Source organism: Rickettsia koreansis, from assembly GCF_046532895.1.
In the GTDB taxonomy this organism is placed as follows: Bacteria; Pseudomonadota; Alphaproteobacteria; order Rickettsiales; family Rickettsiaceae; genus Rickettsia; species Rickettsia rickettsii.
Genome location: NZ_WHLZ01000001.1, coordinates 701,199 through 714,626, shown reverse-complemented (window position 1 = coordinate 714,626; position 13,428 = coordinate 701,199). Strand labels below are relative to the sequence as shown.

The window sequence follows — 13,428 nt, the reverse complement described above, 5'->3', positions numbered from 1 at the left end:
AGGAAAAGTATTTTTATGAGCGTAGTAAATTTTTACGGACAATTAAGTAATACTCAACAATTTGATCAGATAAGGATTAATATAGCAAGTCCCGATCAGGTACGTTCGTGGTCTTTCGGTGAAGTAACAAAACCTGAAACAATTAACTATCGAACTTTTAAACCTGAGAAAGATGGTTTATTTTGTGCAAGAATTTTTGGTCCGGTAAAAGATTATGAATGTCTCTGCGGTAAATATAAGCGGATGAAAAACCGTGGAATTACGTGTGAGAAATGCGGCGTTGAAGTTACGGTTTCTAGAGTCAGACGTGAAAGAATGGGGCATATTGAACTTGCAGCTCCCGTTGCTCATATTTGGTTTTTAAAGTCGCTACCTTCAAGAATTAGTACACTTCTTGATATGACAATGCGAGATGTAGAAAAGATTCTTTATTTTGAAAATTATGTAGTAGTTGACCCAGGGCTATCGATTTTACAAAAAGGCGAACTCTTAACAGAGGAAGAATTACAGAAAGCAAAAGATAAGTACGGTGAAGATGCATTTACTGCCTCTATAGGTGCAGAAGTAATACAACAAATGCTTAAAGAGCTTGATTTTTCAAAGTTAAAGCAAGAATTATACGAGGAATTACAAACCACTTCTTCAGAAGTCAAAAAGAAAAAATTAGTAAAGCGTTTAAAATTAGTAGAGGATTTTTTAGAGTCGGAAAACAAGCCGGAATGGATGATTATGGATGTTTTACCGGTTATTCCTCCTGAAATTAGACCGCTTGTTATGCTTGACGGTGGAAGATTTGCTACTTCAGACTTAAATGAACTTTATAGAAGAGTAATTAATAGAAATAATCGTTTAAAGAAATTAATAGAGTCAAAAGCTCCTGATATAATAGTCAGAAACGAAAAAAGAATGTTACAAGAAGCAGTGGATGCGTTATTTGATAACGGTCGTCGCGGTAGAGCAGCAAAAAATGCTAATAAGCGTCCATTTAAGTCATTAAGTGATATGCTTAAAGGTAAGCAGGGGCGTTTCCGTCAGAACTTGCTAGGTAAGAGGGTTGATTACTCAGGACGTTCGGTTATCGTGGTAGGACCTGAGCTTAAACTTCACCAGTGCGGTTTGCCTAAAAAAATGGCTCTGGAGTTATTTAAGCCGTTTATTTATTCTAAGCTTGAGTTGTACGGCATCGCTACAACTATTAAAGCCGCTAAAAGAATGGTGGAAGCTGAAAAATCCGAAGTGTGGGACGTGCTTGAAGAGGTAATTAGAGAGCATCCGGTTTTACTTAATAGGGCTCCGACGTTACATAGGCTTGGTATTCAAGCATTTGAACCGCTATTAATTGAAGGTAAAGCGATCCAGCTTCATCCGCTTGTGTGTGCTGCGTTCAATGCAGATTTTGATGGTGATCAGATGGCAGTACATATCCCGTTATCGATTGAAGCACAGCTTGAAGCTAGGGTATTTATGATGTCTACAAATAATATCTTAAGCCCCGCAAACGGTCGTCCTATAATTGTACCGGATAAAGATATAGTGCTTGGTTTATATTATCTAACCCTTGCATTTGATAATGAAGTAGGCGCAGGGATGATGTTCTCAGATTTAGCTGAGATGGAACATGCTTTATATAATAAATTTATAACTATTCATACAAAGATAAAATATCGCAGAAATCAGTTAAATGCCGAAGGTAAAATGGTCCCTGTTATCATTGATACTACTTACGGTAGGTTGATGGTCGGTGAGTTATTGCCTTCTAACCCTAATATAGAATTCAAGTTTATTAATAAACAACTAACTAAAAAAGACATATCATTAGTTATAGATTTAGTTTATCGTCACTGCGGTCAAAAAGCTACAGTAATTTTTGCCGATCAGCTAATGAAACTAGGTTTTAAATATGCTTGTTCTTCAGGTATTTCTTTTGGAATGGACGATATGGTAGTACCGGAATCTAAGAGTACTCATATCAACGAAACTCAGCTTGAAATAAAAGAATTTGAACAACAATATTCAAACGGTTTAATTACTTACGGAGAGAAATATAATAAAGTAGTCGATGCTTGGTCAAGATGTACCGATAGAGTAGCAAACGACATGATGAAAGAGATTGCTACGCCGCCGGTTAATGATGCTCCAAATCATCAGAAAATAAATGCTATATATATGATGGCTATTTCCGGAGCAAGAGGTTCTTTCCAGCAAATTAAGCAGCTAGGCGGTATGCGAGGTTTAATGACCAAATCAAACGGTCAAATTATACAAACTCCTATTATCTCTAACTTTAAGGAAGGATTAACTGAATTTGAGTGTTTTAATTCTGCTAACGGAATGCGTAAAGGGCAAATAGATACGGCTTTAAAAACGGCAAGCTCAGGTTACTTAACAAGAAAATTAGTAGATGTTGCACAAGATTGTATTATTACTGAAAAAGATTGTGGAACTGATAAAGGAATTGAAGTTAAGAGTGTTATTGAAGGTGGAGAAGTTATAGTACCTTTAGCTGAAAAGATTTTAGGTCGTACTGCTGCTATTGATATATTTCATCCGGTAACTAATGATCTAATTCTCAATAAAGGCGAGCTTATTAATGAATCAAAGTTAGAGCAGATTGAGTCGGCAGGACTCGACAGAATTATGATAAAATCCGTATTAACCTGTGAAAGTACTACCGGTATATGTAGCATATGTTACGGTAGGGATCTTGCTACCGGTACATTAGTATCGGAGGGTGAAGCAATCGGGGTTATTGCTGCTCAATCTATCGGTGAACCGGGTACGCAGCTTACAATGAGAACTTTCCATATCGGAGGAGCGGCAACAAAAGGTGCTGAGGTTTCTTCCGTAGACGCTTCCTATGACGCAAAAGTGAAAATTATAAGTCGTAACGTTGTTATTAATTCTGAAGAACGCAAAATTGTTATGAGCCGAAATTGTGAATTATTATTGCTTGATAATAACGGTAATGAAAAGGCTCGTCATAAAATTCCATACGGTGCTAGATTACTTGTTGATGACGGTGATATGGTGATTAAAACTCAAAAACTAGCAGAGTGGGATCCTTATACTATACCGATTATCACGGAGAAGTCAGGTAAAGTTTTATTCAAAGATATGGTTGAGGGTATTTCTATTCGTGACGTAACTGACGAAGCTACCGGAATACCGAGTAAAGTTATTATTGAATCAAAGCAATATTCACGCGGTGCAGAATTACGCCCGCGTATACAGCTTTTAGATGCTAAAGGTGAAGTTATCACCTTATCAAACGGTTTAGAAGCTAGATATTACTTGCCGGTTGGAGCAGTTTTAAGCGTAGAAGACGGAGTACAAATATCGGTAGGTGATATCATTGCACGTATACCAAAAGAATCAACCACTACTAAAGATATTACCGGTGGTTTACCAAGAGTTGCCGAGCTTGTAGAAGCAAGACGCCCTAAAGATCATGCAGTTATTGCCGAAATTGACGGTAGAGTAGAATTCGGTAAAGACTATAAATCTAAAAGACGTATTATTATACATCCGATTGATGAAACAATGTCTATTGAGTATATGGTACCAAAAGGCAAGCATGTTGTAGTTAACGAAGGTGACTTTGTTAAAAAAGGTGATTTATTGATTGACGGTAATCCGGTACTTCAAGATATTTTAAAAGTAATGGGCGTAGAGGTTCTTGCAAATTATATTGTTAAGGAGGTTCAAGCCGTTTATCGTCTACAAGGTGTAAAGATTGATGATAAGCACATAGAAGTTATTATCCGTCAGATGTTACAAAAAGTAGAGGTTACGGATTCAGGCGGAACTACGTTATTAGCAGGTGAAAAAATAGATAGACATGAATTTGATGAGATAAATGCAAAAGCTATGAAAAACGGTTTAAAACCTGCTGAAGCACAATTAATATTACAAGGTATTACTAAAGCTTCTCTGCAAACTAGATCGTTTATCTCTGCGGCATCATTCCAAGAGACTACTAGAGTTTTAACTGAAGCAGCTATTGCCGGTAAAGTAGATAAGTTGCGAGGACTAAAAGAAAACGTGATAGTTGGACGATTAGTACCTGCTGGAACCGGTTACTTTATGGATAAAATGCGTAAAGCAGCCGTAAAGCTTGATGAAGAGAATGTATAAATATACTAAGATAGAACTTGAAAAATTGGCTGTGTCGTCTGCGTGAGTCCTAGGATGCTGAACGTTTAATATACGCTCTGCTCCTCGACTTACAGGCCCTTTGCTCTTTTCCAAGCTGATCTTCGTATGTATCGGATAGTTTATAAAAAACCCGTCATTGCGAGCCAGCATTTATGCTGGCGTGGCAATCTCATGAAATAATAACAAACTCCTAAGCTGGCTTCGTCAATTACTTTTTAATGTTCTTGCAATGACGGGGTGGTATCTACGCAACAATGCATTCCTAAAAAAACTTGGTTTTTTATAGGCTTTTTCTCATTTCCCGCTTGCAGAAATGACGCTTTAATAACAAGCAATCGGTGCGGTTAAATGCTCGTAGGTTTGACCTAAATAAGATACTGGTGGTTCAAAGATATACGTATTATTGTTATCATAATTATAATTACCGTATAATTGTAATCTTGCTAAAGAATTGTCATATTGGAAGTTTTCAAGTGTTTCTTGATTTTTAGATATCTGAATTTCTGCTAAACAATGTTCAACATAAGTTTTCAGTACTTCTTGACGAATTGTATCATGTAAAGCTTTTAACATGAGTAAGTTTACTAATGGATTAATACTATTATTTGCATTAGTAGTAATAATCGTAGCTTCTTCATATTTTTGATCAATAGACATCTTTCCAAACTTCGCTTCTAGAGGTAATTTAGACGTCGATCCGGTACTCGCATCCTCACGTATGTCTATATACGCTGCGGTGCTACGTTCCGTATCTCTTTTAAATTCCTCTCTATAAGCTGGTTTAGAAAGATGTCTAACAGGCAATTCAGAAATTAAAGACTCTTCATTGCTTACTTCTACCTTCTCTATTGCAAGATTTGCTGATGCAGCATTGACTTTTTCTTCAAAATTTATCTCTGGGAAAAGTGCTGTCACATCCGTTATTTCAAGTTTTCCTCCTTTTTTACCTACTTCATAAGCTTTAGCAATAATTTGTTTATAAATAATGTCAATTAATGCTCGTTTTGTTTGCATTTCATCAGAATAGTTAATTCCTCCTTCATTCCAAAACTTTACTATTTTAGACAAAGCAGGAATATATTTACCGGCCTTTGCTAAAAATTTTTGTATAAATGTAGGCTCAATAAGAGGGGTTAATGTAGGATTTTCTTCATATTTTCTAAATACATACTCGACAATTTTAGGTATATTTTGATCTGATTCTGCTTCGTCAGGTAAGCCGTGTAATATTTTTTTGGCTGTTGCTTGACCCATCTTCTCATGCAAAATATTAACCCCGATCCATGTCCATACCGGATTAGCCGTAAAACAAAGCTTTGTTATATAACATGCTAGCGATATAGGTAGAGATAATAACTTTAAATAGTTAAGGCAAGTATACCGTATTGGATGAGGAGTGAGACTATAAATCTCACCCATATCTTGGTTTAACTCACATGATGCTTTAATCATTTTATACTTCTGCTCAATTAAATGAGAAGTGATGTCATATACTGGCATATTATTACTTAAATTTAACTAAATTCGTCAGTAAGATATAAAAAACGTTAACATTTGTCAAATGCTATTTAATGAGATTTTGCTTTAAATCAATTATATAATACTTGCAAAGTTTTATCAAGATAAATAGAATGATCCAAAGTCAAAAATAATATAAGGAGTAAGTATGCTTAATATAAATTTTGTGAATGAAGCATCATCTACTAATCAAGGTCTAGTAGTTTTTATTGATGAACAGTTAAAGCTTGATAGTAATTTAATATTACTTGATCAACAACATCATGGATTAATTTCTAAAACTATTCAGAATAAACTGCAATTTACCGGTAAATATGGACAGATCAAGGTTATTCCGTCCGTTATTAAATCAGGCGAGGTTAGATATTTGATAATAGCAGGTCTTGGGAATGAAGAAAAATTAACTGAAGCAAAAATTGAAGAGTTAGGCGGCAAAATCTTACAGCATGCAACCGGTTGTAAAATTTCTACTATCGGCTTAAAACTTACAAATAGAATTAGCAGGTTTACATCTCAAACATTTGCATCTTTAGTTGCTAGCGGTGCGTTTCTTGCTTCTTACAGATTTGATAAATATAGAACTACCTTAAAAGAAGCAGAGAAGTTCGCAGTAGAGTCAATTGAAATTTTTACCGATAATAGCACTGAAACGGCAAAATTATTTGAAATCAAAAAATTAATTGCTGAAGCAGTATTTTTTACAAGAGATATAAGTAATGAACCGTCAAATATTAAAACTCCTCAAGTTTATGCCGAAAGAATAGTTGATATACTTGAACCGTTAGGGGTAGATGTTGATGTTATCGGTGAACGTGAGATGAAAAACCTTGGTATGGGAGCATTACTTGGTGTGGGGCAAGGTTCACAAAACGAGTCAAAGTTAGTGGTGATGGAATATAAAGGTGGCAGTAAAGATGCTCCTACTATTGCTTTGGTCGGTAAAGGAGTGATTTTTGATACAGGCGGTATTTCATTAAAACCGTCAAGTGATATGCACTTAATGCGATACGATATGGGAGGTTCTGCAGCAGTTGTGGGTACCATCATTGCGGTTGTCGGTCAAAAATTACCTATAAATATAGTCGGTGTTGTAGGGCTTGTCGAAAATATGCCGTCCGGTAATGCACAACGTCCAGGGGATGTAGTAACTACCATGTCAGGGCAAACTGTCGAAGTTTTAAATACCGATGCAGAAGGGCGTTTAGTACTTGCTGATGCTGTTTGGTATGCACAAGAAAAATTTAAGCCTAAATGCGTGATTGACGTTGCAACTCTAACAGGAGCAATAACCGTAGCACTTGGTAATACATATGCTGGTTGTTTTTCCAATAATGATGAGTTAGCTGATAAGTTAATAAAAGTAGGGGAAGAAGTTAATGAAAAACTTTGGAGAATGCCGCTGCATGATGAGTACGATGCAATGATTAACTCCGACATAGCCGATATGGCAAATATCGGGAACGTACCGAGAGCTGCCGGAAGCTGCATAGCTGCAAATTTCATTAAACGTTTCATTAAAGATGGAGTAGATTGGGCTCATTTAGATATAGCAGGCGTTGCAAATAGTAATAAAGTTTCAGCACTCGGTCCTAAGGGGGCAGTAGGATACGGCGTGAGATTACTAGAGAAATTTATCAAAGAATATACTTAAATGCTATTCTTGCGTTGCATTGCCTGCATGGATACCGAGTCGTCATTGCGAGCAGCCGTAGGCTGCGTGGCAATCTCGTCAAATATCCTGAGATTGCTGCGTCAATTACTTACGTCATTTTCTCGCAATGACAGAAAAAACTATCCACATGGGTAATACTGAGCTAAGAATGAAATTAAACTTCGTCTATTTACTATTCGTTTATTCTGAATATAATTATGAACACAATAAATAAACCTTATATATTTGTTATAGGTAATGAGAAAGGCGGAGCAGGTAAAACTACCTGTTCTATGCATCTAATAATCGCTCTGCTTTATCAAAATTATTCGGTAGTAAGTATAGATACCGATTCACGTCAAAGTTCGTTAACGAATTATTTAAAAAATCGAGATTTATATAATAAACACAATCCTGATAAACCTGTATTAGTACCGAAACATTTTCATATATCGGAAAGCAAAGTAGAAGAGCAAGCAAAGAGTTTTGAGCCGATACTCAAAAATAATCAGGATGTCGATTATATAGTGATTGATACCCCAGGCAGTCATACTCCTTTATCAAGGGTTGTTCATTCTTACGCCGATACAATTATTACACCGATTAATGATAGCTTTCTAGATTTAGACGTAATAGCAAAAGTCGATAGCAAGGATGAAATTATTAGCCCATCAATATATAGTCAAATGATTTGGGAACAGAAAATGGAACGTGCTAGTCGTGATAGAATTAGTATAGATTGGGTAATACTTCGTAATCGTTTAAGTAATCTTGATGCATTAAATAAAAGACGCGTAGGAAATGTATTAGCTAAACTTGCTAAAAGAATTAACTTTAAACTCGCAGAAGGATTTAGTGAACGTGTAATATATAGAGAGTTATTTTTACAAGGTCTAACATTACTTGATCTAAAAACTGCAAAATATGATAGAGAATTTAATAGCTCACACGTGCTTGCACGTCAAGAATTACGAAATTTTTTAGACTTTCTAGGTATTAAGGCTGCGTCCAAAGGTTAATTTCTATTAAAGTTTTTCTTGTATAAAGTTAAAATATATATATATAATGTAAGTTAATATGTTTTAACTTTATAAGAGAAACAAATGCCAAATATTGCTGAAAATATTTCAAAACTACCGGAAGAACACGAAAAAGTTAATAAGCTTGTTGATCAATATAAAAATTTAACTCCGGAAGAACAAAAAATTGTTGATAGAAAACTTAAGTTACATTTTACAAAAGAAGAGCTAGAACAAGATGAGCTTAAATCAAGAATGAATAGGATACGTAGTAATTTGTCTAAGCAAGACCAAGAAAAACTACAAGCAGGTAATAATTCTATAGGTGAAATAGCAAAAGATGTATTATCGTTAGTTAAAGGAATAATAAAGCTAGTCGAAAATGTTGCAGAGATAATTAAAAATCCTAAGAAAGCAATATATGAATGTATTAAAGGTGAGTTAAATCAAGTAAAACCTCAACAACAAAATTATCAGCAACACCCATCAAAGCCAAAAGTTGCTGCAATATCAAGATAAAACTTTGGCAAGATAAATTTTTAGTTTTTATTTGCGAAAATTTGCGATTTTATGTATATAATATAGGGGAAATCGTATAATAAAAAAATAAAAATGCATAAATACAGAACTCATAATTGTAACGCATTACAAATATCCGATGTAGAAAAAGAAGTTAAGCTATCCGGTTGGGTACATAGAAGAAGAGATCACGGGAATCTAGTTTTTATAGATTTACGTGATCATTACGGTATAACTCAAATCGTGTTTACCGATCAAAACCCTCAGCTTATGGAGGATGCAAGTCGTTTGCGTTATGAGTCGGTAATTACGGTAAGGGGTATAGTTGTAGCAAGATCAGAGGACACGATTAATAATACGCTTCCGACAGGTCATGTTGAAGTGCTAGCTGTGGAATTTAGTGTTGAGTCAGCTGCGGACACTCTACCTTTTGTTATTAATACCGAAAAAGACGCTCCCGAAGAGTCTAGGCTTAAACATCGCTTTTTAGATCTTAGACGTGAGAAATTACATAATAATATAATACTCCGCTCACAAATTATTTCTCATATTCGTCATTTGATGACGGCAAGCGGTTTTACCGAATTTCAAACTCCGATTTTAACAGCAAGCTCACCTGAGGGGGCTAGGGATTTTTTAGTACCTAGTAGAATGCATCCGGGTAAGTTCTATGCATTACCGCAAGCACCTCAGCAATTCAAGCAGTTATTGATGGTATCAGGCTTTGATCGTTATTTCCAAATTGCTCCTTGTTTTCGGGATGAAGATGCAAGAGCCGATAGATCACCCGGCGAGTTTTATCAGCTAGATGTAGAAATGTCGTTTGTTACACAGGAAGACGTATTTAGTACTATTGAGCCTGTGATGTATGATTTATTCACTAAATTCACGGATAAGAAAGTATCAGAGACTCCTTTCGTTTGTATTCCATATAATGAATCTATGCTAAAATACGGCTCTGATAAGCCTGATTTGCGTAACCCTATTATAATTGCCGATGTAACTGAGATATTTAGAGATTCCGATTTTACAATCTTTAGAGAGAATATTCAAAAAGGTAGCATAGTTCGTGCAATTCCTGCACCTAAGGCAGCTGCACTGCCTCGTAGTTTCTTCGATAAAATGATAGAGTTTGCGATATCAGAAGGAGCAGGTGGACTTGGCTATATTCAGTTTAGTGAAACCGGTGAAGCAAAGGGATCGGTAGTAAAATTCTTAAGCCCGCAGCAATTAGAGAGTCTAAAAGCTACAGCTAGTATTAGTAACGGTGATGCTGTATTTTTCGCTAGCGATAAGAAAGAGAAAGCTGCTAAACTTGCCGGTAAGGTTAGAATAAGACTTGGTGAAGAGCTTGATTTACTTGAAAAAGATTGTTTTAAATTCTGCTGGATTACCGATTTTCCATTCTATGAGTTAAATGAAGAAACAGGAAAAATTGATTTTAGCCATAATCCGTTTTCTATGCCGCAGGGCGGAATAGATGCTTTAGAGCAAGCTAAAACCACTGAAGAGTTATTAGAACTTACCGCATACCAATATGATATTGTTTGTAACGGTATTGAACTGTCCAGCGGTGCTATTAGAAACCATAAGCCGGAAATTATGTATAAAGCATTTTCCATAGCAGGTTATAGTGACGAGGAAGTTGATAAGAGATTTGGAGGGATGATTAGAGCATTTAAGTTTGGAGCTCCACCACATGGTGGAATAGCCCCCGGTATTGACCGAATCGTTATGCTGCTTGCGGAAGCAACAAATATAAGGGAAATAATAGCGTTTCCTTTAAACCAGCAGGCTGAAGATTTACTAATGAACGCCCCAAGCTATGTAGAGGATAAAGCTCTAAAAGAGCTAAGCATTATGCTCTCACCGTCTGCTAGAAAAAATGCAGAAGCAGACAAAGAATAAGAATTTATAGTTGTTGTATGTTATTATGTCATACCGCAACTTGGCCTATAGTATGTCATTTCTAGCTAAAAGCGGAAATCCAGTAACTATTAATCTCATCCTGCGACTTGATCGCAGGATCTAGTCTTTTTTAAATTTTTTTCAAGCACTGAATTTCCGCTTTTAGCTAGAAATGACATTAGGACTATGCAACGACTCTGTGACTGCTCGCAATGACGTTTAAGGCATACACTCGACAATGCTTACCTTTGTTGATGTCTTTCCTTCCTAGCTTGTAATTTAGAGCATGCGATTTCTTTTACCGTTTCTACTCTTTTTGTTTGGAGTCCTTCTTGTTTCTTCTGTTGTAGTACATTACCAATTTTTATACTTTCTGTTATAAGTTTTTCTGTATTATGAATTTTATTTAAATTCTCAGGAGAAATTTGTTTCATAAAATAATTTGAGATACTAGATAAACCTCTCTTTTCACAAAAAATTCCTACCTTGTAATATATAGCATCTTTAGAATTTAACTTTAAAGATTTAGCATTTAATAAATTTGTCGTGTTTTCGATATTATCCTGATATTTTAAATTTTTCTTTATACTCTCAATATCTTGCTCGGTAAGATAATTTTCTTTTTTTAGCGCTTTCATTATATTGTCGTAGAATTTTGCTACTGCTTTATCGGTTACGTTTTTAGTTGTTGCCTGCTTTGTAAAATCAACAATTAGTGATACCAATTTTTCGCCTGTAGATTTGTCTTGTATACGCATTGATTTTGCAGGATCAGAAATTTGTACTTCTACTTTATCTGTCTTAACCTCAACTTCTTTTTCTTTCCATTTTCCGTCCACATCTTTGCGCCATTGTTGTTCCTTGATTATTTCTTTTTTCAAACCTATAGAAATTTTAATTTGGTAATTATTTTCATATGCCCACTCTTTAGCATCTTTACCTTCAATTTTAATGTTATTATCTATTGCATAGAGTACCGGGTCTTTTACAGGTGAATTAGCGAAAGCCTCTAACCAACCACCATTGTTAAATTCAGATAAAACATTACTGAATTTTGTTACTATCTCAGCGCTTTTGGCCACTTCTTGCATATTAACAAGATTTTCTTTTATACTGCCTTTGTAGTGTTTTCTCAAATCATCAAAATTTTGAATATTAGTGGATAACGCAATATTTTTTGGATCAAACCCAGCTTTTTTTAATTCATCAATTTTTTGATCAACTATTGCTTCCATCTGTTTCTCATCAAATTGACTTATCATTTGATTTAACGATTCGCTATATTTATCGATATTAAATGAGAAATTACCTGCTTCAATAGCAGCACTGTAGCCAACACCAGGATGTGTAAACATTGCAGCTGTTGATTGAACCATACTGCCAAAATTCTTATGAAATGCTAAAAAAGAGCGACCATGATCAATTTTGGTTATTGTTTTACCATCCTGTACCATTAAATTACCAGCATGATAATCTACTTCCCCCAGCATATGACAAGCAGCTATAGCTTTTTCAAATCCTTCCAACTTTTTTAAATTTTGATCATTAGCTCTGACTCTAGTTTCACCTGATAAACCGGAAAATTCTGTTAGTGTTACAGCATTATCAAAAAATTTAGAACGTACATAAAGTGAATCAGGGTATTGTTCATTCGCTATTACCAGCCCTTCTTTTGGTGCGCGATCATATAATAAAAATTGATACATGGTAGAGCCTATTAATTCTTGTACTCCGTCTCTTCGGTCAGCCAAAGCCTGTCTTTGTGCCTGAATATCTTTTATTTTTTTGCATGCAGCATGAGTTTTATAAAAATGTTTTAAAATAAAAGTATTACCGGCGTTATCTTTAGCAACATAACCGGCCGAGACGCCTGCTGTCTTTTTTCCTTGCCCCTTAAACTCAGCTTGCTGTGCCACCCTCTTATCACGTAGCATAGCATCAATTACTTTTTTAGGGTCATTAGGATTTCTTATTTCTTCAAGTTTTTTGTAATCTGCGTTATATCGGCTATCATCTAATCCAACCTGTCGTTCAATTGCCTCTATCATAACTAAATGCTCTAAAAGAGGCGCATCGATTATTTCCCTTAATTCCTTGTTTTTATCTCCTGGAAACGAGTTTTTTATTATTGTTGTAACTTTAGCTAAATCCTTAGTGTTTAAATCGGCTAGGGCCATATAGCTAATATATAGGCTTTCAGCAGTAGGAGATTGGTCATTAGAAAGGTCAATAACAGATTCGGCAATGCCTTCGCAGGTTCTAGATATTTTGGCATTCAATTCTGTATCGTTAGTTTTCAGAGCTTTAAAAAGTTGCTCTTGTAATAATAATTCTTGTTGAGTTTTCTCTTTAGACATAAAAATAACCTGCTTAATATTAACTAATAGTGAAAAAGTGTTGTTGCGTGGGTACAAAATCCTCATCATTGTGAGAAAACCACGCAGCAATTGACGAAGCAATGCAGTAAACATTCTGATTTACAGAATTTTTTTATTATTTTTTCTGGATTGCCGAGTGTGCTGCGACCGCTTGCAATGATGATTCAGTATCCACGCAACAATACCACGTGGGAATGATATTGAATAAGTTTTCCAAGCCGTGCAACAAGGCCCCCGCTTTTGCGGGGATATGACATCGAGGTCTTTTTAAAAACTATTC

General features: G+C 35.4%; 7 protein-coding genes. 5 read left to right on the top strand and 2 right to left on the bottom strand.

The window, feature by feature from the left end; all coding sequences use genetic code 11:
* Positions 1-15 precede the first annotated feature (15 nt).
* Positions 16-4,134: a DNA-directed RNA polymerase subunit beta' gene (gene rpoC, locus GCO76_RS04015; RefSeq protein WP_410956248.1), complete on the top strand. Its 4,119-nt coding sequence runs from the start codon at positions 16-18 to the stop codon at positions 4,132-4,134.
* 342 nt (positions 4,135-4,476) lie between these two features.
* Here rpoC and GCO76_RS04010 read toward each other — a convergent pair whose 3' ends face one another.
* A complete protein-coding gene (locus GCO76_RS04010; RefSeq protein WP_410956247.1) occupies positions 4,477-5,655 on the bottom strand; it encodes a palindromic element RPE1 domain-containing protein in 1,179 nt (392 codons plus the stop codon).
* Between the two features lie 166 nt (positions 5,656-5,821).
* On the opposite strand from GCO76_RS04010, the gene GCO76_RS04005 reads away from it, so the two are divergent.
* From GCO76_RS04005 to aspS, 4 genes are all read left to right on the top strand, one after another.
* Positions 5,822-7,324: a leucyl aminopeptidase gene (locus GCO76_RS04005; protein ID WP_410956246.1), complete on the top strand. Its 1,503-nt coding sequence runs from the start codon at positions 5,822-5,824 to the stop codon at positions 7,322-7,324.
* Between the two features lie 218 nt (positions 7,325-7,542).
* Complete coding sequence (locus GCO76_RS04000) at positions 7,543-8,343, top strand: division plane positioning ATPase MipZ (RefSeq protein ID WP_410956245.1); 801 nt, start codon at positions 7,543-7,545, stop codon at positions 8,341-8,343.
* 84 nt (positions 8,344-8,427) lie between these two features.
* A complete protein-coding gene (locus GCO76_RS03995; RefSeq protein WP_410956244.1) occupies positions 8,428-8,862 on the top strand; it encodes a DUF3106 domain-containing protein in 435 nt (144 codons plus the stop codon).
* 93 nt (positions 8,863-8,955) lie between these two features.
* Positions 8,956-10,770, top strand: coding sequence for an aspartate--tRNA ligase (aspS, locus tag GCO76_RS03990; protein WP_410956243.1), 1,815 nt, complete (start codon positions 8,956-8,958; stop codon positions 10,768-10,770).
* A gap of 242 nt (positions 10,771-11,012) precedes the next feature.
* Here the strand turns inward: aspS and risK1 are convergent, their stop codons facing one another.
* Positions 11,013-13,127 (bottom strand): T4SS effector phosphatidylinositol 3-Kinase RisK1, encoded by a 2,115-nt coding sequence (gene risK1 / locus GCO76_RS03985; RefSeq protein WP_410956242.1) that lies wholly within the window; start codon positions 13,125-13,127, stop codon positions 11,013-11,015.
* Positions 13,128-13,428 lie beyond the last annotated feature (301 nt).